The sequence below is a fragment of the Paenibacillus sp. FSL H8-0548 genome (genome assembly GCF_038630985.1).
Taxonomy (GTDB): domain Bacteria; phylum Bacillota; class Bacilli; order Paenibacillales; family Paenibacillaceae; genus Pristimantibacillus.
Genome location: NZ_CP152049.1, coordinates 5,805,442 through 5,831,247, shown reverse-complemented (window position 1 = coordinate 5,831,247; position 25,806 = coordinate 5,805,442). Strand labels below are relative to the sequence as shown.

Genomic DNA, 25,806 nt, shown 5'->3' with positions numbered 1-25,806 from the left:
TTGACAGCTTTGAGAACAATTTGTGAACTCTCTGTGGAACATTGACAAATAAGGGGTTCAACTTTATATTTAATAAAGTGATTTAAGTTGCAGGAGTTGTAAAAACATCTGTGAAACACGCAGTCAGCCGTATGCCACATGAAAGATAGGCAGCTGCGATAACGTCAAAAGTGGGGTTGATTAATGATGAAACGGTGGCGATTTGTAAAACGGCTTGCGCCGCTTATGGCCATGATGGTACTGGTTCTAGCGGCTTGCGGGCGGAGCGATTTGTCAACGCTTAATCCTCAGGGACCTGTAGCGGAAGAACAATTCGGACTGATGAAGCTGGCAATAGGGATCATGATGATCGTAATTGTTGCCGTATTTGGGATTTGTTTGTATGTAATTATTCGTTTCCGCAGACGCAAGGGAGACAAAACGATTCCTAAGCAAGTAGAAGGAAGTCATAAGCTGGAGATTATTTGGACAGTTATTCCAGTTATTATGCTAGTTATTTTGGGCGTTCCGACTGTGCAATCTGTCTTTAACTTAGCTAAAGATTACAGCAAGGATCCGGAGGCGGTTCAAGTAATCGTTACTTCGCACCAATACTGGTGGGAATTTGAATATCCGGAGTATGGAGTGAAAACAGCGCAAGAGCTTATCATTCCTAAAGGTAAAACGATATCGATTACAGCGAAGTCTGCAGACGTGCTTCACTCGTTCTGGGTTCCATCGCTTGCCGGTAAAATCGATACAAACCCTGGCTCTAACGTAAACAAAATGTATTTCTCGGCTCCTAAAGAAGGCGTTTACCTTGGTAAATGTGCTGAGCTTTGCGGACCTTCACACGGACTGATGGACTTTAAGGTCAAATCAGTGGACGAGTCTTCATTTGATCGTTGGGTTGCAGCTCTTCAAGAGCCTGTAGCACTTCCGAGCGATCCAGAACTTGCTAAAACGTTCGAAAGCAAATGTCTGTCATGCCACGCAGTTGGCGATCTTGGCGGACCGGCTTATCCTAACCTAACAGGAATCGGTAGCCGTGAGTCTGTCGGAGGTATACTTATTAACACCGATGATCCGCAATATTCAAACGAAGGTTCAGTATATGATAACCTTTACCGTTGGATCAAAGATCCGGAGGAAATTAAACCGGGCAACCAAATGAGTGGGGCTTATGATTTAACTGATCAAGAGATTGAAGGTATTGCTAAATATTTATCTGAACTGAAGCTTAACTACGAATAATAAATATCGGTGATTGAAGGAGGTACCTACTTTGGCTCATGCGCATACGCATACGGTCAAGCGTCATACCGGTCTAATGGACTGGCTAACAACGGTTGATCACAAGAAAATTGGAATATTGTATATGATCGCAGGCGGATTTTTCTTTCTAGTCGGCGGTTTGGAAGCGATTTTGATCCGAATTCAATTATGGAAGCCGCTTAATAACTTTGTTAGCGCGGATACATACAACGAGTTACTTACGATGCATGGTACGACCATGATCTTCCTTGCGGCGATGCCGCTCTTGTTCGCACTAATGAACGCAGTTATTCCGCTGCAAATTGGTGCGCGAGACGTAGCATTTCCATTCGTTAACTCATTGGGTTTCTGGACTTTCTTGTTCGGTGGTATTTTGCTTAATGTCAGCTGGTTTACTGGCGGTGCTCCCGATGCGGGGTGGACGTCATATGCTCCGCTGGCTGGTACAACCTATAGCGGTGATCATGGCGTGGACTACTACGTTCTCGGCTTGCAAATTGCTGGTATAGGTACACTAATCGGGGGGATTAACTTCCTTGTAACGATTATCAACATGCGTGCTCCAGGCATGACATTCATGCGTATGCCAATGTTTACATGGGCAGCATTCATTACTTCAGCGCTTATCCTTTTCGCATTCCCTGCTCTAGCAGTTGGACTTGCAGCGCTTATGTTCGACCGATTGTTTGATGCTAACTTCTTTGATCCTTCTGGCGGCGGTAACGCAGTGCTATGGGAGCATATTTTCTGGATATTCGGGCATCCTGAGGTGTATATCCTCATCCTGCCAGCCTTCGGCGTTATTTCCGAGGTAATAAGTACATTCTCGCGTAAACGGTTGTTTGGTTACAGCTCCATGGTATTCGCTACAATCCTGATCGGCTTCTTAGGCTTCATGGTTTGGGCGCATCATATGTTCACTGTAGGACTTGGACCAGTAGCCAACGCATTGTTCTCTATTGCAACGATGCTTATCGCGATACCAACAGGTATCAAAATTTTCAACTGGCTCTTCACGATGTGGGGCGGATCGATTAAATTCACAGCAGCTAATTTGTTCGCTGTTGGATTTATCCCAACCTTCGTAATGGGCGGCGTTACCGGCGTTATGCTAGCAGCAGCACCTGCTGACTTCCAGTATCACGATTCTTACTTTGTCGTAGCGCATTTCCACTACGTAATTGTAGGAGGTCTGGTTCTGGGGATATTCTCAGGGCTTCACTACTGGTGGCCGAAAATGTTTGGACGCATACTGAATGAAACGCTCGGTAAGCTGACATTCTGGACATTCTTTATCGGATTCCATATGACGTTCTTCATTCAGCATTTCCTTGGATTGCTTGGTATGCCGCGTCGTATCTGGACATATCTTGACGGTCTAGGCTTTAATGAAATGAATATGATTAGTACAGTCGGAGCATTCTTGATGGGCTTCGGTACGATCTTCTTCCTGTTGAACGTTGTTATTACAGCTTTCAAACCGCAAAATGCACCGGCAGATCCTTGGGAAGATGGGCGTACGCTGGAATGGTCGATTCCTTCTCCACCGCCAGAGTACAACTTTGCTCAAACGCCGCTTGTACGTGGTTATGACGCTTATTGGAAAGAAAAAATGGACGGCCACACAGGTATGACGCCTGCTGAGCCAATTGGTCCAATTCATATGCCATCCCCATCCATTTTACCGTTCTTTATGGGCGCTGGATTGTTCGTTGCGGGACTAGGCTTTATGTATGCTAAGGACTGGGGCAATTTGTTTGGTTCATTCAAAACAGGCTATGCACTTGGTATTGTTGGATTGCTGATCGTGTTCGGCAGTATGTTCCTACGGTCGGTTATTGATGATCATGGCTTCCACATTGAAGAAGACGAAATTCTTAAAGACATGGAGGGGAAAGCATGAGTGCAAACTCGCATGTAGAGGGGCAATTGCCTCATGAGCCAGAAAAGGCGACCCTCGAGGGTCGCAATAAAGTATTAGGCTTCTGGCTTTTCCTTGGTGGCGAGACGGTATTGTTCGGAACGTTGTTCTCAGCGTTCTTGGCATTGCGTCATCAAGTGCTGGATGGTCCAACTGAAAATGAGCTGTTCCAGTTGCCGCTTGTTGCGCTTGCAACTGCACTATTGCTCACTTCAAGCTTGACTAGCGTTTTCGCTGTTCATGCGCTTCATACGAATAGAGTGAAGGCGTTAATTAATTGGCTGATCGTTACAGTCATTCTTGGCGCAGCCTTTCTTGGACTTGAAATTTATGAGTTCGCTCATTATTTACATGAAGGCCATGGCTTTACAACGAGTGCTTTTAGCTCCTCGTTCTATACATTAGTCGGCTTCCATGGTGCGCACGTTGCATTTGGTATTGCATGGATCACTTTGATCATTATTCAATTGTCAAGAAAAGGATTGACTGTTGTTACGGCACCGAAGGTATATGTCGCTGGTATGTACTGGCACTTTATCGACGTTGTATGGGTATTCATTTTCACCGTCGTTTACTTGATGGGAAAGGTGGTTTAATCCATGGCGAACAATCATACATCCACTGATGAAGTCCCCAAGCGTCATAGAGTCGAAGGACCTAAGAAGCATGTTATCGCTTTTTTATTCTCGGTTTTGCTTACGTTTATCGCTTTCGCGACTGTAATTAGCGGAGAGATTAACAAGGATTTCACTTACATCATTTTGATTGGCTTAGCTATATTGCAAGTATTCATTCAAATGGCGTTTTGGATGCATATGAAGGATCGTGGACATACATTCGCGATCATCGGAATATTGTCTGGTGTGTTTATTGTTTTCACTTGTGTCATTATGGCCGAGTATTGGGCTTGGTGGTAATCGTTTAATGAATTGGAGGAGAGGAGGGTCCCAAGGCTTGGGTCCCTCCTCTTTTTAGAAAAAAAGTAGTTGTTATTGAAAGGAGCATCCACGATGCTTGGCTTACAATATTTTAGTTTCGAGGAATTGTGGACCCCAATGTTTTTGTTCGGGATGGCGGCTATTGTTATTCTATATTTTTATTTAATTGGCCCATGGCGGGAGAAGCATGATCCGAAGGCACCGCCTGCAACTAGGCTGCAGAAGACGATGTTTATATCAGCTGCTATTTTGTTTTATTTGGCACATGGTGGTCCGCTTAATCTATTAGGTCATCTAATGTTTACGTTTCATATGGTCAATATGTCACTATCTTATTTGGTTGTACCGCCTCTAGTATTGCTTGGTGTGCCGAGCTTCATTTGGCGCAAAAGCTTTTCCGCTCCATTTTGGAAAAAGTTTCGTTTTTTGATGCATCCTATTATTTGTCTCTTGTTGTTTAACTTTCTTTTTTCGGTCTATCATATTCCAATTGTCCATGACTATGTGATGACGCATTTTTCAGTGCATCGTCTTTATTATTTTATTTTGCTTATCACCTCGTTTATGATGTGGTGGCAAATTACAGTTCCAGTTCCGGAGTGGGCCAAGCTTAGCGATGTGAAGAGAATGGCTTATGTCTTCGCGAACGGTATACTCCTCACACCGGCATGTGCGTTAATTATTTTTGCGAAAACGTCAATGTATAGCATTTATAGCGATCCAAACGTTTGGGTGACTGCGATGGGCTATTGCGTATCGGGCGATCCAAACCGTTTGCTAGAGAGCTTTAGCGGACCACAGTTTTTTAACTTGATGGATATCGTAGAGGATCAGCAGCTTGGCGGCATTGTGATGAAGTTTGTTCAAGAGATTATGTACGGCGCTATTTTGTGGTATATTTTCAAACAATGGTTCAAGCGCGAGCATGTAGACGATGAAATGCCTAATACGAATACTGGTACGGCGTAGCTCGTACTCATCATTATATGAACATGGGTGGGGTAACATTGAACATTTATAATATTATGCCGACAATTAGCACCTTTTTCATCGTGCTTAGTGCAGTTCTGGTAGCCATTGGATGGAGATTAGCGATTAAACGCAGGCTGGAGGAGCATCAGAAGGTGATGTTCTATGCAGCGATATCTGCAACCATCTTTTTTATTATCTATTCCTCTCGAACCATATTTGTTGGCAATACGGCATGGGGCGGGCCAGATAGCTTGAAGCCCTATTATCTGGTCTTCTTATTGTTCCACATTGTGCTCGCTACGGTTGCCGCCGTATTCGGGATCACTACACTTACGCTCGGTTATAAGAAGAAATTCGCCAAGCATCGCAAGTGGGGCAAGGTGACTTCGTTAATTTGGTTTGTAACTGCTATTACGGGAACGATGGTATATATTATGTTATACCTCATGTATCCAGGCGGTCATACGAAGCCAATGTTAGATGCTATTTTCGGATAAAATAGAACGGCGGGACTAGAAGTCATACTTCTGGAAGAGACAACTCTTTCGGCAGTATGACTTTTTTTAAAATATAGGAAAGTATATCATTACGCCATACTTTCTCTATATTTCTCCGGAATGAAACGCGCTGTCGCCGCCAAAGGACGGCGACAGCCGTTTCACCTTGTTGGCAAGTGTTGACAAAGGTGTGTACAGTGAGTATGCTGTGTATAAAGATATATACAGTATATTGACTGATTGCTTGAGAGGAGCAAATGCTGTGGGGCTATGGAAGGGCGCTTGGTACTTAGCGAAGCATGAGCTGGTAAAGGACCGATGGAAAAGTTTATTTACATTAGTAATGATCGGTTATGTATTGTTATTCACGGTTCCTTTAATCAATGATGTCGTTCAAGGTGAAGAAGGCGGCATGGCAACCTGGGCAGCAGACTTTATTTATTTGACCATTCTGCCTTGTCTAGGCTTTGTAATGAATCAAACGATGATGCGCTACTGGAAAGAAGATACGTATACGAAGAAGCTGGGACAATGGCGGACATTACCGATCTCGTCTAAACAAATAGCGCTAGGCCGGATTATCCAGCTTACGATTGTATTGTTTTTATCACAGCTTGTATTCTTCACACTTCAATTTTTGTTTGTACGAGGTATGGGGGCGGATATAGACGCTGGAAGCTTCATACTTTATGGACTGTTCTGGTTCGGATACTCCCTGACGATGGCGATTGCTTACGTATATTGGGAAGTCGGTCATTCTGGAAAAACTTACTTTTTGTTTAATTTTATCTACATCATCGTGCTGCTTGTCATATCGCTTTGCTTAACCTTATTCAAGATTGGAAACGTAGTGGTTACAACATTGAATGAGATTGAAAGTGGAAACTGGTGGATTACATTAGCCGTAATTGCAGTAAGTGCTGTCGCTTTCTGGGTAGGTGTTAATCGAATCGGGAATCGACTTGAGAATCGCACCTATAGAGCTTAGGCAATTGGGAACGGAAGAAGGTGAGGCCCATGCGGCTGCCAATACAAATTAACGAGCAAAGCGCCGAGCCGCTCTATCATCAGATCGAGGTCCAGCTGCGTGCATTAATTGTCAGCGGACAATTGATAGAGGGTACGATGCTGCCTTCTATCCGCGAGCTGGCTCAAACCGTAAAGTGCAGTGTTATAACGGTAAAGCGGGTATATAACGATTTAGAGGCGGAGGGTTTGCTCCGAACACGGCAAGGGACGGGTACTTATGTTGCGCAGCTTGGGGAGCAGGAACGTGACCGCAACCGACTCTCTGCTGTTGTCGAAGCTCTGGAGCAAGCAGTCATTGCGGGAAAAAGAGTACAGTGCACAGAGGATGAGCTGGAGAAACTGTTTAAGGAAGCGATGAATAAACATTTCGACTAAAGGATGGGACGCATGATGAATGAGTCTGCTATTCAATTGAATGGTATAGTACAGAATCGTTCTAATTTCAAGCTAGGACCGCTCCATATGAATATTCCAGCTGGGTATATTACGGCAATTGTAGGACCAAACGGATGCGGCAAGAGCTCGACCTTCCGGTTGATGCTTGGACTGGATAAGGCTGATCAGGGTTCAATCGAGCTGCTTGGATCACATGTGGAGCAAGGACTGGATTTGGAGCTAAAGAAACGAATCGGATATTTGCACGATCAATCCTCCTCCCATGAGGACAGTATGAAGGGAGAGGAGAAAGCGGCGTTTCATAGGTTCTGGTACGACAGCTGGGATGTGAATAGATATCGCGAGCTGCTGCATATTCTTGAGGTAGACGATAATCAGCTTCTAGGGAAAATGTCAAAAGGGATGCGTCGTAAATTCGAGTTCGCATTGGCGATGGCACACGGTCCCGAGCTGCTGCTGCTGGATGAGCCATCCTCAGGGCTTGATCCAATCGCATGGAAGACGATGATTGAGGTGCTGCATCGTTACATGGACCGGGGAGATCGTACCATTTTAATGACCTCCCATATTATCGAAGAGGTTAAACGGCTTGCCGATTTTATCGTATTTATGGCACAAGGAAGAGTGCTCGGGATGTACGAAAAGGATGAGCTGTTTGGCAGCTGGTTTACGTTATTCATTAGCGGAGCTGAGCTTACTGCGAAGCAGGCTGCAGCTATGCCAGGCCACTGTGCTGTGGAGCACACGGGAGGGACGACTTTCCGGGTTACAACGAATAAAGCGGTCGATGCCGAGAAATGGTGCGCTTCACAAGGGTATCAAATCATTAGCCGGCAGGGGCTTGAACTGGATGAGATTATGAGTACATTGCTGCTGCAAGACCGATTAAGTATAAGATCAAACTAAGTGAGGGGATCAACAATATGAATCCATTAAAAGTAGAAAAGATTATTAAGCAATACGGAGATAAAAGAGCAGTCAACGGCATCAGCTTTGAGGTAAGCGAAGGAGAGATTTATGGCCTGCTCGGCGCCAATGGTGCAGGAAAAACGACTACAATGCGGATGGTGCTTGGCCTTATTTTTCCGGATGAGGGTCAAATATTGTACAACGGGAAAGCATACAGCAACGATCAGCTCCGTAATCTTGGATATTTGCCAGAGGAGAGAGGCTTGTATCCGAAGGTGCGTGTCTGTGATCAGCTCACTTATCTGGCTCAGCTGCGCGGCATGTCGAAGAAGGATGCTGAGCTAAGCTTGAAGAAATGGCTGGATCGTTTCGAGGTACCGGAGTATTACAACAAGAAGGTCGAGGAGCTCTCGAAGGGCAATCAGCAGAAAATTCAATTCATCGCCGCTGTCATTCACTCGCCAAAAATCGTTATTCTCGATGAAGCGTTCAGTGGTCTCGATCCGGTCAACGTTGAGCTGCTTAAGTCAACGGTAAAGGAGCTGCGTGACTCAGGCACAAGCATTCTATTCTCTACTCACCGTATGGAGCATGTCGAGGAGCTTTGCAGGAATATAACGATTCTTCATCGCTCGAACGCCGTCCTAAAAGGAAATTTGAAGGAGATCAAAAAGCAATTTCCGAAGGAACGCGTTATTTTGAGCACAGAGAAGGAAGTGTCCGGTCTGGAAGGAATCAGCGGCGTGACGAATGTGAATCGCCATGAATACGGCTACGAGGTAGGGATTGCGAACGAATCGGTAGGTGCCCATATCTTGCATCATGCGCTAGGGCAAACAGCGATTACAAGATTTGAAATTAAGGAACCAACATTAAATGAAATTTTTATTAAAACAGTAGGTGGTGATAGCCATGAATAACTTTTGGACGGTCGTTAGCTTTACGTTGAAAAACAAATTCAGAGGCAAAGCATTTGTAATTACAACTCTGATTATCGCCTGTATTATGACAATTGCTATTAATCTTCCTTATATCTTTTCTCAGTTTAACAATGGCGATAAAGTAACTAGCATCGGCTATATTCAATCGGAGCAAGCAGAAGGCTCAGCAACGGGCGATCAGTTGAAAGCTTATTTTGAATTGCAAGAAAAGCCTGGCGTAAAGCTGGTTCCTTATGCAGATAAGGGATCTGAGGCTGATAACGAGAAGCAGCTGAAGCAAGCGATAACGGATAAAGACATTAAGGGTTACCTGACATTTGGTCAGATGACAGACAGCGGTTTTCCAGAAATGACGTACAAATCCGAGAAGCTGCTGGAATTTGAGCTGACTAGCTCAATCAAGAATGGTCTGCAAGTGATTCGTCAGGCGACTGTTTTGCAGGACGCTGGCTTAACTGAAGTGCAAATGGCTTTGCTAAACGCACCTATTAATATCGCATCGGTACAAATTTCTGCCACAGAAGCTCCGGGTAGTGCCAGTGAAGGCAAGACGCCAGAGGAGCAAGCAGTTAATATGGGCCTCGTATATTTCATCGTAATCCTCTTGTTTATGGCGATTATGATTACCGGCCAATTAATTGCATCTGAAATTACAGCAGAAAAAAGCTCCCGTGTCATGGAGCTGCTTATTACAAGTGTATCTCCACTCAAGCAAATGTTCGGTAAAATTGTAGGGATGTTCCTGGTAGGACTTATCCAAATTACGATCTATGTCCTTGTCATTATTGTGAATGTGAAGCTGCCGCATAATGATAAAATGTTGGGCGAATTCAATATCGATTTAACACAAATTGATCCTATGCTATTGTTGTACTCCGTGTTGTTCTATCTGACAGGCTACTTCTTGTTCGCAACTCTTTTTGCAGCAGTAGGTTCCATCGTCAGTCGGACAGAGGACTTGGGGCAAGCGGTGCTGCCGATTACGATGCTCTCCCTTGCGGGCTTCTACATTTCGATCTTCAGCATTTCAAGTCCGGACAGCGTATTGGTAAAGGTATCTTCTTTTGTCCCATTCTTCTCACCATTCGTTATGCTTCTGAGACTGGGCTTAACCGATCCGCCTGTGTGGCAAGTTTGGACGTCCATCGCGATTCTGCTCGTTACGATTTATGCCTCCGTATGGGTATCGGCTAAGATCTACCGTACCGGCGTACTCATGTACGGCAAGCGTCCTAGCTTTAAAGAGCTTCGCAAGGCTATGAAGGCTTATAAGATTTAAGGGACAATAAAGTTGTGGGTAATACGTATTGTTTTCATACGTGTTACGTACTAATGTCACAAGAGACCAGATGAATTAGCGCTGTTGTTTGAGCCGAAACTTCAAAAATTTCTTATATATCAAGGGTTCTTTCGTGATTGCGATTCAATAATCTCTGGATTCGGAAAGTGCAAATTCAAAGTGACTTACCTTGCGGTCTTTGAATATGAAATAGCACTTTCCGAACCAGATTGAAGGTGGATCAATGAGTAATGTTGGGGAGAATATAAAAAAGTTACGGAAACAGATTGAATTAACCCAAGTTGAGTTTTCAAAACAGATCGGAGTATCCCAAGGAACTTTGAGTGATATAGAGCAAGGAAATTGTAACCCATCAATTGAGACATTGGTTTCAATACAAGAGCGTTATAATGTGAGTTTCAACTGGTTGCTTAAAGGATATAAGGAGTAGCCTACTGGGAATAGAGAAGTACTTAATCAATCAAAACATGATTTGCTTGATGTGATTAAATTACTCCCGGATAAAGCAGTTTTGGAAGTTCTGGAGTTTGCAAAGAACAAAGTTAAATAGAGATCCGAATGGCTGCATGTCAAGCTGCTAATTGGAGTGGTAATAGTGGAGAAGAGTAACAAAAACAAGAATTCCAAAGTTAATTCTGGTTTTGCAATAGGAATTGGTGTTGGCGTTACTATAGGGAATGCATTGGATAATATTGCGATCGGTATCGCGGTAGGCATGGGTTTCGGAGCTGCAACAACCAATAAATAGTACAAAAGAGTAACTGGACTCAGTTGTTTTGCATCGAAATGGAACTTAATTGAAACCAAGCGTCTCAAAAAGCATGCTTTTTGAGACGCTTTTTGTTGCCCATTTTTTACGTTTCAAAATGCCGTGAATTGATTTTTGGAACGTTTCAGATTATCTAAGCACATTTTGAAACGATCATCATGGAGGGATAGTGTGAAACTTGCATATGGTAGGGTATCGGCTAAGGATCAGAATCCAGAACGGCAACTTATTAAGTTCAGAAAACTTGGAGTCGATGAACGATATATATTTGTAGACAAGATTAGTGGCAAAAATTTTGAACGACCAGGATACCAGACTATGAGGTTGTTGATCCGTGAGGAGGAGGTTAGTTTACGTAGATCCGTTAGATAGGCTAGGACGTGTTTGCGATGGAATTATTAAATAGTGGAAATATCTAACTCGAGAATTAAATGCAGATATTATTTGCTTAGACAATGAGAAACTATCGTCGTGGCTATGAAACAATTAAATGTATCGAAGCCGACCACTTGTTCGTAATGCATAAAAACAGTATTTTAGCATACTGTCTCAATGACTTCACAAGATATTGCGGCTTTTACTGGTTTGCCTGAACTATTTTCAGAGCTCATAGCTATCAAAAAATCCAGTCATACCAAGGGTTTCGGAAATCGGATAGCTATCGGAAATGTGTCTATTGTGAGTTCTATAAGCTGCCGCATATAGTGTGATTAGCCGATCGGCCACAGATAATCTTTTCAGGCTACGGCTAGATCAAAGTAGTAAGTCACAGGGAGAAGGGATGCTTATGAGTAACAAAAGCAAAAAAAACAAAGTTCTATTGCATGTAGACGGTCGGCGTCAGGCAACAGGGGCATGGAAGGACTACCAGCTGTATCTGCTGCTTCTTCTCCCCATCAGTTATTTCATTTTGTTTAAGTACGTACCGATGTATGGAGCCGCGATCGCTTTTCAAGATTACAGCATATTCAAAGGCGTGACGGGTAGTCCGTGGATTGGATTCGAGAACTTCCAACAATTATTTGGAATGAGCCAGTTTTATACGGTCGTACGTAATACGCTGCTTTTGAACTTGTTAGATCTGTTGGTCTCGTTTCCTGCTCCCATAGTGCTGGCACTTCTTTTACATGAACTGAGAGTAGTTTGGTTCAAGAAAACAGCCCAAACGATCTTATATCTTCCGCACTTTATTTCTTGGATTATCATTGGTGGACTTGTCTATCAAATGTTTTCGACGAACACAGGTATGGTAAACAACATGTTGAGCTTGATTGGAATTGATTCGGTTCCGTTCCTCACAGACAAAAACAATTGGCTGCTTGTTTACCTTGGTACAGGAATATGGCAAAGCGCCGGTTGGGGAACAATCATCTACCTGGCTGCTCTCACAGGAATTAACAAGGACTTGTACGAGGCTGCAGAAGTTGATGGTGCAGGCAGGCTGAAGAAAATGTGGCATATTACGCTTCCGGGTATCCGGCCGACAATTGTCATCATGCTTATCATGCAGTTAGGCCATATTATGACAATCGGATTTGAGCGACCATTCGTCATGGGTAATCCGCTCGTGCTCGATTATGCTGAGGTTATCAGTACATTCGTTTACAAGGTAGGCTTGCAGTCGGCTCAGTTTTCGCTCGCGACGGCTATGGGGTTATTTCAGGCTTTAGTAGGTCTCATCTTCGTTGTTGGGGCGAATACGATCGCGAAGCGCTCTGGCGAACAAGGACTTTGGTAGGAGGATTGAAACATGAACGCTGTGAAAATTAAGTTGAAAACTTCAAAAATGCGTATCTCGGACATCGTCATTATGTTAATCATCACGGCAGCTTTACTTGTGTGTCTTCTGCCGTTCCTTCATATTATCGCAATATCGCTAAGTTCGAAGCATGCCGTATTGTCAAATGAAGTGACGATTTTCCCGATGGGTTGGGACTTTCAGGCATACAAAATCGTGTTTACTGACACAAGGATGCTGTGGTCCATGGGATTGACAATTGTGCTAACCGTGTCCTATACGGCGCTCAGTATGATAATGAGTATCTGTGCTGCGTATCCGCTAACGAAGGAAAGACTGAAGGGAAAAGCATTTTTCACGCTGTTGATTGTCTTCACGATGTTTTTCAGCGGCGGACTCATTCCGGATTATTTGCTCGTTAAAGAACTTGGTTTATTGAATAGTTTGTGGTCACTTATCGTACCGGGAATGATAAGCGCGTTCAATCTCATTATCCTACGGACGTTTTTCACCTCTATACCATCTAGTTTGGAGGAATCGGCACAGTTAGATGGCTGCTCCCATATCGGGACGCTGATTCGAATTGTTCTACCTCTATCGTTACCCGTTCTAGCAACTCTTAGCTTGTTTTACGCGGTGTCGAGGTGGAATGGTTATATGGATGCACTGTTCTATATCACGGACTCCGAGCTTTATCCGATTCAGCTTAAGTTGTATCAGATCGTTATGAACAGTATGGTAACGGATCTCACAGCACAAGAAGGCGCTTCAATGCTGGATGTCGTTCCAGAGGGTATCAAAGCGGCTAGCATCATGTTTGCCACCGCACCGATTTTGATTGTGTACCCTTGGCTGCAGCGCTACTTCGTCTCGGGGATCATGATTGGCGCAGTAAAAGGGTAGCACACAAGTTTCTTTTCATTGCGGTTATCCCTCTGCCACTTGCAGAGTTGAATAACATATAGGAAAATTGAAATGATACGAAAAGGGGAGTAAAAAGATGGAAAAACTTAAAAAAGGCATTGCTCTGCTGACAGCAGGCATGCTCGTGGTGGGACTTCTGTCTGCTTGTTCAAATTCTGGCAACAACGCAGTCAACGAACCAGCAGCCACGGGAGGAAACAATGCGGTTAAAGAGAAAGTGACGTTGAAGGTAGAAATGTTCGATCGTGGGAATGCTCCTGCAGGAGCTGGACCGGTTACAGACAACTACTGGACGAAATGGATTCAAGAGAATTTTGGTGATCCGAATAACATAGAGATGGAGTTTGTGCCTGTTCCGCGAAATCAAGAAGTCGATAAGCTGAACGTTCTTATGTCCACAGGCGATGCCCCTGATCTCGTATTTACGTATGATATGAATACAATTTATAACTACGTGAAAGATGGCGGCTTGGCGGAGTTGGATTCGATCATTGACGAGCATGGACAAAACTTAAAAACATTCCTGGGTGATGAGGTGCTTGAATACGGCGTGTTCGGCGGCAAACAATATACAATTCCAGCCAAAAGAACGCTTCAGTATACGCAATCCACCTATATTCGCAAGGATTGGCTGGACAAGCTGGGCTTACCGGCTCCAACGACGACAGAGGAATTCTACAATACGATGAAGGCATTTAAGGAGCAGGATCCGGGGCAAACGGGCGGCAAAGTCATTCCTTATTCCTTCAGCGCTATTAACGGCACAACGATTACAAGTCCAGGTGTTTTGATGAGCTCTTTCGTGGAGAAATTGTCAGATGAAGATTTCTACGCACTGTCCCTTGCGAACTATATCCCTGAAATTACAAAGCCTGGCTTTAAAGAAGGCGTGCGCTTCCTGAATAAAATGTATACGGAAAACCTGATTAACCCGGACTTCGCGCTGGATAAGGACGGGAAGCAATTTGAAAGCGACGTAGCTAATGGTCGCGTAGCTGCTTTTACTGCACTGGCAGCTCATCCAACCTTGATGCAAAGCGGCAATGTATTCGACACTTTGCAGAAAAACGTACCTGGTGCGGAGTACATCGCGATTGATCCTTTTACGGACGCGGAAGGTAAGACATCGAAGGGCATTTATGATCCAACCGGCATTCATATTATGATACCGAAGACAAGCAAACGAGCTGTAGAAGCAATCAAATATTTAGACTGGATGTCGCAACCGGACATTTTGAATCAATTGACGAACGGCATTGAGGGTCAGCACTATACGTTGGAGAATGGTTTCCCTAGAGCTATTACGACGGATGAAGCTAAACAAACCTTTTATAATAATGTCGACATCGCTCTCGTAATTAATGGTAAGGACTTCGGCTCTCAAGAGAAAAATATTGAGGCGACGGCGCTTGCATACCCGAATTACACGGAGCTTGCTAAACAGACAATTATGAATGGCTTGAAGGATGGTTACACGCAGCCTCGCTTTGAACGTCCGATCGAAGCGGAAATCAAACACGCCAAGATGCTGAAGGACAAAGCAGAGGAAGCTGTTGTGAAGAGCATCCTGTCGAAGCAAGACCAGTTCGACAAAGAATTTGATGGTCATCTCGCGGAGTATTTGAAAATTGGAGGTCAAGCGGTCATTGATGAGCGTAGAGGGGCTTACCAAGAGATGAATCAATAAAATCTACAAGGACAAACCCGTTCCCAGGGGTTTGTCCGTCTTTCGTAAAGAGCAGACTAATGAACAGAGGATGGGACATATGAAGAACAAACATACTTATATGAAACGCATGCTACTTTCGTATCTTCCCATTCTGTTCGTCACGGTCAGCATGTTTATTTTTATTTTTTTCTCTATTATAAATCAATTAAATGTACGCAATGCGATACAAGCAAATGCGTTAACTGCCGATTATGTAACCAATATGGTGGACAGTTCATTGAAAGGCATTTCATTCGACGCACAGCGTTTAATTGAGGAAGGTGGGCAGCTTCAAACAGTGCTCGAAAGTCCGGCCGATCGGACTACGGATTACGATGCTTCCAATCTGTTAAGCGGCCTAATCGTTCGATATGGACTTATTGATTCGATTTATCTATATCGCGTAGAAGATAAGAAAATATTAGATCAGAGTGCGATTCGGCCACTGGAAGAATTTCCAGACCAATCTTATGTCAGATCGATGCTTGATTTGCCATATACCGGAGTATGGTCTTCCCAACGAGACAAGGAAGGTGCAGCGAAGCATACGGTTCCTGTAACCTCTTTAGGCTACAAAATTCCTCGTGACAGTGGAAGTCTCGGATATTTGATGATTAACGTTAAGCTATCCTCTTTGCAAACGTTTGTTGGACAAATGGTCGACCCGGCTATTACCGTTTCAGAGATCTATGATGCAGAAGGAAATCCGTTCTTCGGTCTAGACCAGCCAGTTGCTTTCAATGAGAGGTTAAGTGCCAAGATCGTATCGGATTATACAGGTTGGACATATCGAATTGGTATTAAGTCGGGCCAACTTCTTGATTTTCTGTTTTACGGAAGCACCTTGTGGATCTTGCTCGGTCTGACCGCAGTCGTCTTTGCGGTTGGCTCTACACTTTATGTTACAAGAAGAAATTATAAACCGATTGAAACGATTATGCAGCGCATAGAGCGATTCACTTCTGCAATGAAGACAGGAGATTTCAAAGACAAAGATAATGAGTTTTCATTCATTGATCATGCCATTGAGCGTCTCATAACGAACAACATGGCATTTCAGGAGCAGCACCAGGAAAACATCGTGATTCGCAGACAACAGTTTCTACAGCTTTTGCTAAAGGGGGAGTACGAAGAGGGTGATGCCACGTGGGAGAAGGAACGAGAGATCTTCGGATTAGTCGCGGGCCATTTCATCGTAGGGGTGGTAGAACTCGACCAATATGGGCAATTCGCCATGAAATATATGCCTAGTGATCAATCACTATTTAAATTTATCGTCAGCAGTGTGGCAGTTGAATTAGCAGATCAAAACGGGCAACGAATCATAGCCGAGTGGGTTGCAAAAAATCAACTTGTCGTCTTACTCATCTCGAACGAAAACGACGCGCTTGAGCATCAGTTATTATTGTTAGCAGAAGGTATTCGCCATTGGGTGGAGTCTCATCTTGAATTTACTGTTACCATCGGTATTGGGTCGTCATCTGATAACGAGTCTGGGATAGGAACGTCATTTGATGATGCGTTGGCGGCCGTAAATCTAAAGGTTTCGGTAGGGGTCAATCAAATTATTGATTCTGTTGAAATCAAAGGAAAGTCCGAAAGCGAATGGTTCTTATACCTTGAAATCATTCGTTCGGTCGTTCGGCAAGTGCGAATGTCTGAGAGCGAATGGAAGATGGAACTCGCGCGATTATTCGGCGAAATGAAAGTTCAACGACTGAGAAAGGAAGATGTTAACCGACTGTTAGACTATCTTGTATTCCATTTGGAGTATGAATTGGAGCATTCGATTCCAGAGGCAGTCAAGCTATGGACACGTGATTCGAAGCCTAGTTTGCTAGATGCCATCGGTCAGTGCGATACACTTGGCCAGTTGGAGCAATGTTTTATCAATGTAATTACCGGTCTTTTCGATCATATTCAAGCAATTTCACAAAGTAGACGGCATAATACGCTAATGAGAGAAATCCGCGATTACGTTATGGCGGAGTTCATGAACCCCAACCTTTCTTTGACACTGCTCAGTGACAAGTTTCAAATCAACTCCAAATATTTAAGCCAGTTGTTTAAGGAAAGCATCGGTCAAAATTTTAGTGATTTCTTGATCGGGCTCCGTGTTAATTATGCCAAGAAGCTGCTGCGGGAGTCGGGTGTGACGGTTCAGGAGATATCCGACCGAATGGGTTACGCCAATCCGACGTCATTCATAAGAGTTTTCAAAAAGATCGTCGGGATGTCACCGGGACAATATCGGGACTCACACAGTCAGTTAGATGCCGAATAGGATTTAATGAAAGGGGAAGTTAATCGTCATGAATAAACAAGTCAACGGCACGTTGGTCTTGTCTGAAACGGTGCGAATTAGGCTTTTGTACAAGCCAGGAACAGCGATTCAGCATGGGCTTCGTATGCTATCCAGAGATATTGAGATGGTACTGGGGAAATCGGCCAAGATCGTGACAGAAGTAGGAGAGCTTGCCGATATTAGCATCCGGCTGCCCGAAGAAAGTGACCAGTTAGATCTGAAGCCGGAAGGGTATGGCTACCGTTTTGTTTCCCAAGAAGGACAAGTCACGATGGAAATTATCGGCTCAGATGATCTCGGTCTAATTTACGGAATGCTTGAGTTCAGTAGGCAATATCTTGGTATACAGCCATTCTGGTTTTGGGCCGACCAGGCCATCGAGCGGCAGAGTGAAATTATAGTTCCCATTGTTGATTATGATGCGCCTTCGCCCAAGGTTCGCTTTCGTGGCTGGTTTGTGAACGATGAGGTATGTTTAATCGGATGGAAGGAGGAGTATCCGCCTTCACGAGAAGTATGGGAGCCGGTGTTCGAGGCATTACTTCGCTGCGGAGGTAACATGGTTTTGCCTGGGACGGATTTGCCCCGGCATGGTATCCATTTCAAGTTGGCCGCCGAAATGGGTTTATGGGTGACGCATCATCATGCCGAGCCGCTAGGCGCGGAGATGTTTCTTCGTGTGTTCCCTGGCAGGGCGGCAAGCTATCATACGGAGCCCGCATTGTTTGAGCGTTTGTGGCGTGAAGCGATCGAGGAACAGAAGGATATGAAGGTCGTATGGGTACTGTCGTTCCGTGGGCAGGGCGATAAGCCATTTTGGATTGACGACCCAGTCTTTGATACGTCTGAGAAGCGTGGCGATATGATTAGTAAAGTAATCAGTCGGCAGTACGATATGATTAACGAGTCGGTAGATAACCCCGTCTGCTGCGTGGCATTGTACGGAGAAATTGCCGAGTTGTATAAAGGCGGATATGTGCAGCTGCCGGATGACGTCATTAAAATATGGGCAGATAATGGGTATGGCAAGATGGTATCCCGGAGGCATAACAATTTAAATTATCGTGTGCATGCATTACCGTCAGAGGATGATGGAGGCAAACATGGTTTGTATTATCATGTGACATTTCACGATTTGCAGGCTTCCAACCACTTGACGATGTTCCCTGGCTCGTCAGTCTTCATAAAAAGTGAAATCGAATCCGCGTTTGCAGCAAGATCCAATGAGTACCTGTTGCTTAATTGTGGTAACATTCGTCCTCATATCTATACTCTAGATATTATTCGGGAATTATGGCTTACAGGTGAAATGAACGAAAAAACGCATTTACAACATTTTGTAAAGTGTTACTATACAAATGGGCATTCCGATTTGGAGGAGCTATACCAAAGCTATGCAGATGCGGCCATAGCTTACGGACCGAATGAAGACGATTGGGCAGGCGACGAGTATTACCATCACCCTGCGCGGCAAATTATCGGCCACTGGCTGCAAGGAAAAACGGATGAACCTGATTCCAGACAGTTCTGGGCGGTGGGAAACGTCCCTTTTGCAGAACAGGTGAAACGGTTTGGAGAGAAGGCAGAACAAGGGGTAGCGGCTTGGAGAGCTTGGTTATTCCGATGTGATGAGGCTATAGCCTTGCTTAATGGCAAAGACAAACGCAGAGCTATTGATCATCTAAGGCTCCACGGGGCGCTGCACTTGTCTGGCTGTGAAGGCTTCTATATGCTTTGCAAAGCATATGAGGCTTATGCCGTCGGAAAGTATCCGCAAGCGTTTGTTTATGCGTCAGAGTCGATGTGGCGTTACTCCGATAGTCTCGTTGCCCTGCGGGACGCTGAGCATGGCAAATGGGAGTCGTTTTACAAAGCTGACTGGCTGACGAATATCGAGAGTACGGTTAACAATGTTGACACCTTGAGACGTTTTATCCGGATGCATGGAGACAGCCCCGACTTCTTTTTATGGTATAAGGAGTATTTAATGCCCGAGACGGAGAAGTATATTTATTTGGAGAACACGCATCGCAATCCGTTGTCTGATGATGAGCTGGCGAGACAATTAAAGGTGTTTTTCTCAAAAAGTGTGAATCTGTCGGAGTAAGAGTAAACACCGGAATACATCTCTCAGAATAAAGCAATCTTCTGTTGGTCAATAACATGAAGATTGCTTTTTTGTGTGCTGTAGCGCTTCTTAAGTGCAAAAGACATCTTAATTTCCTTGTACATCAAGGGGTTTGGAAAATTGTGCATACACGGAAAAGAGTCTATTGTTACCCCTATTGCATTCCTTTTATAGTATAGGAGACTCGTTTTGCAAACGCTTCCTTTTATGTGCTCCAGTCTTTTTTATGTATCATAGGCTCGTTTGCAATTGATAACAAAGGAGGAAGGATTCTAATGAGATTGAGAAAGATCATGCGGCAATCATTATTATCGTTTGTATGTTTTGCATTGGTTGCTGCTTCATTCGCTTGGGGGGGGAACAATAGCCAGGTAACGAATGCGGCATCATACGAATCATTCGCATCGGCAGGAAATCTTGTCATAAATCCAGGATTTGAAGCGGATGAGCAAGTAACGATATCTCCGACAGGCTGGCAGACGAACGCGAGAGCAGGGACAGTTACAACTCAGTCGAGCAGTCAAAGCGGGAATTACTCTCTCAAGCTTTCGGCAACAAGCAGAACGGGCAATTACGATAATCCTGGCGTAGGGGTTTATCAAGTACATACGGGTCTAGAACAGGGCACTTATACGATGTCCGCATGGATCCGTACGAACAGTCCGACCCCGGACAGCGCATCGCAGCAAAGAGCGGCTTTTCTCGAAGCGAAGGATACCGGTGCTCCACCCATGCGAGCTTTCCTGAACTTATTCGGTAAAAACAAGACAGACTGGAATCATGTTCTGTTACGAAACGTTATCGTCTATAACGGTCAGGCGACAATCGGAATTCATATTCAGGATGCTATTGCGGGAATGGCAATAGAAATAGACAATGTTGAGTTTTATATGGAGCATTCTGATCAAAATCCTCTACAAAACTGGGGTTTTGAAAGCGGAAACATGAATGGATGGGCAACAACTGGCAGTGTCTCAGCCATTACAACTGGTGTTGACGCTGGAGCTTATGCAGCAAAACTTAGCCCGGGTTCTCGTATCTCGCAAACTGTTGCCGTCGAACCGGGGAAGGATTATATCGCGACAGTGCGTACGAAAGTCGGAAATGGAAATGAGCGGATTCGTATCGGAGTAGAAGGCATCGATGAAAGTCGCTCGGCTCCGTCAGCGACGACCATATATTCGCTAGTCTCTGTTGCTTTCCGCACGGGACCGGAAGAAACAACGGCTACGATTTACGTCGAACGTAGTAATGACGGAACGGGCGACGGACAAGTCGATAACATTGATCTGTTCCAAATTGATCAGACTGTGGTTAAAGGCGTGGACGTATCTTATTTGCTTGTCGTGGAAGATTACGGTGGTAAGTATAAAGCAAACGGCGTCGAACAAGACTTTTTTGATATAGCTCGCAACAGAGGCGTTAATGCGGTCACTTCCATGTTTTTCGTGGAATCCGGGAACTATATTTACGACGAGCAAGCTTGGAAGGACTACCATGCGGGCCTTCGGGATGATCTTGTGATGGTGACCGATACGATGACGTATACAGGAGACCTAGCATGGGTAGGCACGGTCACTAAACCACGCCAGATGATTCCTGGCTATTTTGGCAAAGAGCAGGCGCTTGAAATCGCTAGGAGGGCCAAGGAGCACGGCATGAAGTTTGAAGTGTCGTTCCATTACAGCGACCAATGGATGAGCGTGGGCAAAGCGTGGAAGCCGCTGGCTTGGTTCGACCAAAATATGGAACAACTGCAAACAACGATGTACAACTACACCTATGATTTTATAAAGACTTTGGTTGATGAGGGGCTCGCTCCGGACTCCGTCAAAATGGGCAATGAGATGAATGCCGGTTATGTATGGCCGGATGGAAAGATCTGGTCCAACAACAAGGTAGGCTTCGCGAAACTGAGTAATGCCTCCTATCAGGCAATAAAAGATGCGTCTCCGAATACGAGAGGGTTCCTCCATCTCAATAATGGTTACGATGTCGCATACACCAACAGTTGGTATACGGATATGGAGAATAACGACGTGCTGTGGGACGGAGAAGCCTACTCCTTGTATGGCGGCAGAGAGACTGGCAGCATTGTAAGGATATTATCTAACAATCTTACACGCTGGCCGAACAAAGACGTGATTTTCTCTGAAACGGGACTGGCTCATTCGACAGTCCGATATTCTCCGATGAATGTATCGGGGAGCATGGGAAACTCGTACTACGAGACGTCGCAGCGCGGACAATACAACTGGTTAATCGAATATATGCAGGCGCTTCGCGACGTGCCTAACCCGCATAATGCACAAATTGGTTTCTTTTACTGGGCAGCTGAATGGCTGAGCAAAGGTGACGGACATGACGACTGGTTCACTCCTTGGATTCCAGGAGGAAGCACAACAGAAATTGGTAATACGGTTGATAACCGGACGCTCTTCACATATGACGGTCATGTTATGGACGGGATGTATGCGTATTTATGGCGGGGCAAAGCGTCTATCAAGCCTTCGACAGCTCAAGTCTCTCATAATTCCGTGGCGTCCTACGCTGTAGAACCTACAGCTGTTACTGGTGTGGAACTGGAGGAGAGCACGCTGGAGCTGATCGCTGGAGAAAGTGAGCGACTGGTTGCCACGGTACAGCCTGCAGATCAGTTCACATATTCCAATCTTGTCTGGAAAAGTAGCAATGAGGCTGTGGCAATCGTGAATAAGCAAGGCATTGTAACGGCTGTCGGACAGGGAACCACCACGATTACGGTGACAACGAAAGAAGGCAACTATTCCGATTCTCGAAATGTTGTCGTTGCAGTGCCTGTTCTTGCCGCGGGAGTTAGTCTGACAATGCCGGCTATTGCAGAAGAACTCTCAGCCGTTGTTGGAGAGCGTATTCTCCTGAAGGCAAAAATCAGCAATAGCGACGCAAAGGACCAGCGAATCGTCTTCACATCTTCTGATCCTAATGTAGCCTCTTTCCTTGGAGAAGCGGCTGAAACGTCGAGAGCAGGGGAGCTTATCCAGCAGACCAACGTGACGGACTCTGTCACACTTCTTGCTCATCGCGATGGTAATACCCAAATTACGATTACTTCTGCAGATGGGAACGCTCAGCAAATCATTGAGTTGAACGTATCCAGAATTCCAGTTGAGGGCATCGCGATTTCTCCCGGTGACGCGACTCTTAGCCTCGGACGTACCTTGCAGTTAACAGCCGATGTTAATCCAGAGAACGCCTCTTTCCCGGAAGTAAACTGGTCTACTAGTAACGCTTCGGTTGCGATTGTTAGCGAGAATGGACTCGTAACAGGGGTGACGGAAGGGTCAACGACAATAACCGCAACATCTATAGATTCCGGCTTGACAGATCGCATAACGATTACGGTCGTACCCGTACAGTCGAAGGAGATCACGCTGAACCTTTCTTCCGTCCGGATGCGCCAAGGAGATACAGAGACGCTGACGGCGACCGTGCTGCCTGTAGATACGGCGAATAAAGAATTGATTTGGTCTATTGAGGACACTTCTGTTGTAACTGTAAATGACAGTGGCCTATTGACAGCATTACAGAACGGGACAACGAATCTAACCGTAACTGCTAAAGATGGAGGGGCTTCAGTTTCAATACCGATTGTCGTAGCTGACGAAATCAGGGTGACGGGGATCACGGTAACACCATCTTCCGCAAGTCTGATTGCAGGACAATGGCAGCAGCTTGAGGTGGCAGTTGTTCCAAGTACTGCAGATAATACGAAGGTCACATGGCATTCTAGCGATTCGGATGTGGCGGATGTTGATAAGTCTGGACTAGTACTTACGAAGAAGGCAGGGTCTGTGCAAATTACGACGAAATCGGAAGACGGCGGCTTCTCCGCGGTCTCGGCAATCACTGTGACGGACTTGTTGTCACTGAACAAGTCGATTACCGCAACTCGGGCAGGGGGCTCAAACCCTGCTAGATATGCGGTAGATGGACAAGAAAGTACGGCTTGGTCTTCAGGTGGTGCCCATGCCGGTGAGAAGTTGACGGTCGACTTGGGACAGACGGCACTCATTGACCGGACAGCGCTGGTTAGTTGGACACCGCAGGATTACACAATTGAGGTTTCAGAGGACGGCACGAATTTCATAACGGTGATCACTCGCAATGATATGGTGAGTGCAGCTAGCAGCTCGGTACGTATGGCAACCACCGACGACGTCCCAGATCAAGTATTAGGCCGATATATTCGTCTTACGATAACGAAGATATATCCAGGACAGTGGACGGGAGTGAGAGAATTCCAGGTGTTTGGCCGTTTTCTTGTTCCAGCAGAATCCATTGCTATTCAGGGGGCGCCATCGTCACTCATTATTGGAGACAACGCGACTCTGCAAGCAACAGTTACTCCGAACTACGCTGATACCAGTCTGACATGGAGCAGTTCTGACCCGACTGTAATCAGTGTGGATCAGAATGGGCATGTAACTGCCGCCATGTTAGAAGGTAATCAAGGCGAGGTTATTGGTTCGGCCGTCATTACGGCACGTGCTTCGAATGGTATCGAGCAATCGGTTGAAATCGGAGTGAAATATCCCATTATCGTAGAAGACATTATGTTATATCGCAAAGACGAAGTCGAAATACCAGAGAATAGAAAAGTAAGCCTTGATGCTGGCAAAACACTTGAGCTGGGTATTGGTATTTTCCAATCCACGGCACATTACAAGCCAGTCTATTGGACCTCCAGCGATTCTTCGGTTGCTACAGTAAATGAGCACGGTATCGTAACGGCTCATCAGCCGGGGACAACTTCGATCAAAGTAAACGTTGATTCATATAGTAATATACCAGGCGGTTTCCTTTTCACCAGAGAAATTGAGTTGACTGTCAATTCTGCGAACAGTGGTGGTGAAGAGCCCGAAAAGCTGGGAGGAAAGGGAAGTGTAAGTGGACCGAGTGAAGCGTATATCGGTCAAACGCTGGATTTGACGCTAGGCCTATCAAGCCTAACCGGGGGTTTCTCTACGCTAGATGTTGTCTTGAACTATGATCCGCTTAAGGTAGCTTTTGATACAGTGGATCACGAGGGAACCATTTCGCTATCGGAGGCGGCATGGAGCGTGTTGAATGACAACGCGATGCAAGTGCTAGGCACGGCTGTAAAACCAGAACAAGGTCAATTGCGGATCATCATGGCAAAAACCGGTGCTCCAGTGACTGAAGCAGGTGAATTCTTGACGCTTCACGCTAAGATATTAGAGAACGCTGAATCAGGGCAGTTAAATATTTCGCTTTCTGACTATGAAGTTTCCTTTGAATCTGAAAGCGCTTTGGTCGATGTGATAGATGCTCGGCTAGACATCGACGTAAAGCGTACCGATAAAACAATGCTTGGTGAACGTATTGGCGAAGCGCAGCTACTGTACGATAACACGTTAGAAGGTAACGCGCCGGGTCAATATCCTGCTGCAGCAAGAGCAGCATTCCATGCCGCCATTCAAGCAGTGGTAGGGGTAACCGGTAATCCTACCGCCTCACAAGCCGAGATTGATTCGGCTGTGACTGCACTATCGAATGCAGTTAGAGCTTACCAAGATGCAGTCATACAACGACAAGATGTACCTGTAGATAAAACGACGTTGCAGGCGGCAATTGGTATAGCACAAGCGAAATTGAATCGCTCAGTAGCCGGCAATAAAGTTGGTCAGCATCCGCAAGCAGCAAGGGATATGCTTACAGCGGCGATTCAAACGGCACAGTCGGTTCAAGGTAGCGGTTCCGCTACACAGGAGCAAGTGAATCAGGCGACCCAAACATTGAATGAAGCCGTACAAACCTTTGCTTCAAAAATCGTTACACTTGTGGGAGGTACAGGCAAAGTGACGATTAAGGATCTGTCGATTGTGGCGAAATACTATGGAGCGACGGAAGAGGACGCGAATTGGAACGAGATTGCTCAAGCCGATCTTCTTGAGCAAGGGCGCATTGATATCGTTACACTCGCAGCAATTGCCCAGATGATTCTGGATGAATGGCTGAATGAGTAGCTGAGTGTTTAATTCGCATAAAAGGTGGGAGGTAGACGTTAAATTGTC

Annotated in this window: 20 protein-coding genes; all 20 read left to right on the top strand. The window is 45.2% G+C overall.

The genetic code is table 11. From position 1 onward, the window contains the following. Nucleotides 1-183 precede the first annotated feature (183 nt). The 20 genes from coxB (at nt 184) to MHI37_RS24905 (ending at nt 25,758) form a co-directional block, all read left to right on the top strand. Entirely contained in the window at nt 184-1,233 is a 1,050-nt protein-coding gene (gene coxB, locus MHI37_RS25000; protein WP_076337154.1) for a cytochrome c oxidase subunit II, read from the top strand. A 76-nt stretch (nt 1,234-1,309) separates the two neighbouring features. After that, nucleotides 1,310-3,157 (top strand): cytochrome c oxidase subunit I, encoded by a 1,848-nt coding sequence (ctaD, locus tag MHI37_RS24995; RefSeq protein WP_076337186.1) that lies wholly within the window; start codon nt 1,310-1,312, stop codon nt 3,155-3,157. Continuing rightward, nucleotides 3,154-3,771, top strand: coding sequence for a cytochrome c oxidase subunit 3 (locus MHI37_RS24990; RefSeq protein WP_076337155.1), 618 nt, complete (start codon nt 3,154-3,156; stop codon nt 3,769-3,771). Before ctaD ends, MHI37_RS24990 begins: the two co-directional genes overlap by 4 nt. A gap of 3 nt (nt 3,772-3,774) precedes the next feature. Further along, entirely contained in the window at nt 3,775-4,092 is a 318-nt protein-coding gene (locus tag MHI37_RS24985) for a cytochrome C oxidase subunit IV family protein (protein WP_076337156.1), read from the top strand. 93 nt (nt 4,093-4,185) lie between these two features. Then, nucleotides 4,186-5,082, top strand: a complete 897-nt coding sequence (gene ctaG, locus MHI37_RS24980) for a cytochrome c oxidase assembly factor CtaG (protein ID WP_076337157.1) — start codon at nt 4,186-4,188, stop codon at nt 5,080-5,082. 38 nt (nt 5,083-5,120) lie between these two features. Continuing rightward, nucleotides 5,121-5,582, top strand: a complete 462-nt coding sequence (locus MHI37_RS24975) for a DUF420 domain-containing protein (RefSeq protein ID WP_076337158.1) — start codon at nt 5,121-5,123, stop codon at nt 5,580-5,582. A 262-nt stretch (nt 5,583-5,844) separates the two neighbouring features. Then, a complete protein-coding gene (locus MHI37_RS24970; protein ID WP_076337159.1) occupies nt 5,845-6,570 on the top strand; it encodes a hypothetical protein in 726 nt (241 codons plus the stop codon). A 29-nt stretch (nt 6,571-6,599) separates the two neighbouring features. After that, nucleotides 6,600-6,986, top strand: coding sequence for a GntR family transcriptional regulator (locus tag MHI37_RS24965; protein WP_076337160.1), 387 nt, complete (start codon nt 6,600-6,602; stop codon nt 6,984-6,986). A 12-nt stretch (nt 6,987-6,998) separates the two neighbouring features. Beyond that, nucleotides 6,999-7,913 carry an ABC transporter ATP-binding protein gene (locus MHI37_RS24960; RefSeq protein ID WP_256710535.1) on the top strand — a complete coding sequence of 305 codons (915 nt, stop codon included), beginning with the start codon at nt 6,999-7,001 and terminating at the stop codon, nt 7,911-7,913. Between the two features lie 17 nt (nt 7,914-7,930). After that, complete coding sequence (locus tag MHI37_RS24955) at nt 7,931-8,836, top strand: ATP-binding cassette domain-containing protein (RefSeq protein WP_076337162.1); 906 nt, start codon at nt 7,931-7,933, stop codon at nt 8,834-8,836. Next, nucleotides 8,829-10,136: an ABC transporter permease gene (locus MHI37_RS24950; protein WP_076337163.1), complete on the top strand. Its 1,308-nt coding sequence runs from the start codon at nt 8,829-8,831 to the stop codon at nt 10,134-10,136. The genes MHI37_RS24955 and MHI37_RS24950 overlap by 8 nt, the downstream gene beginning before the upstream one ends. Before the next feature lie 244 nt (nt 10,137-10,380). Beyond that, nucleotides 10,381-10,587 (top strand): helix-turn-helix transcriptional regulator, encoded by a 207-nt coding sequence (locus MHI37_RS24945; RefSeq protein ID WP_076337164.1) that lies wholly within the window; start codon nt 10,381-10,383, stop codon nt 10,585-10,587. Nucleotides 10,588-10,752: 165 nt separating this feature from the next. Beyond that, nucleotides 10,753-10,905, top strand: a complete 153-nt coding sequence (locus MHI37_RS24940; protein ID WP_179090220.1) for a hypothetical protein — start codon at nt 10,753-10,755, stop codon at nt 10,903-10,905. Between the two features lie 192 nt (nt 10,906-11,097). Further along, on the top strand, nt 11,098-11,298 hold the full coding sequence (locus MHI37_RS24935) for a recombinase family protein (protein ID WP_076337165.1): 201 nt from the start codon (nt 11,098-11,100) through the stop codon (nt 11,296-11,298). Between the two features lie 415 nt (nt 11,299-11,713). Continuing rightward, nucleotides 11,714-12,664 carry an ABC transporter permease subunit gene (locus MHI37_RS24930; protein WP_076337166.1) on the top strand — a complete coding sequence of 317 codons (951 nt, stop codon included), beginning with the start codon at nt 11,714-11,716 and terminating at the stop codon, nt 12,662-12,664. A 12-nt stretch (nt 12,665-12,676) separates the two neighbouring features. Next, nucleotides 12,677-13,567, top strand: coding sequence for a carbohydrate ABC transporter permease (locus MHI37_RS24925; protein ID WP_076337167.1), 891 nt, complete (start codon nt 12,677-12,679; stop codon nt 13,565-13,567). A gap of 97 nt (nt 13,568-13,664) precedes the next feature. Beyond that, the gene (locus tag MHI37_RS24920; protein ID WP_076337168.1) at nt 13,665-15,275 is read left to right on the top strand and encodes an extracellular solute-binding protein; all 1,611 of its coding nucleotides are present in this window, start codon (nt 13,665-13,667) and stop codon (nt 15,273-15,275) included. 79 nt (nt 15,276-15,354) lie between these two features. After that, nucleotides 15,355-17,580 carry a helix-turn-helix domain-containing protein gene (locus MHI37_RS24915; protein ID WP_076337169.1) on the top strand — a complete coding sequence of 742 codons (2,226 nt, stop codon included), beginning with the start codon at nt 15,355-15,357 and terminating at the stop codon, nt 17,578-17,580. Nucleotides 17,581-17,608: 28 nt separating this feature from the next. Beyond that, on the top strand, nt 17,609-19,708 hold the full coding sequence (locus tag MHI37_RS24910) for a glycosyl hydrolase 115 family protein (RefSeq protein ID WP_076337170.1): 2,100 nt from the start codon (nt 17,609-17,611) through the stop codon (nt 19,706-19,708). 296 nt (nt 19,709-20,004) lie between these two features. After that, entirely contained in the window at nt 20,005-25,758 is a 5,754-nt protein-coding gene (locus MHI37_RS24905; protein ID WP_076337171.1) for an Ig-like domain-containing protein, read from the top strand. Nucleotides 25,759-25,806 lie beyond the last annotated feature (48 nt).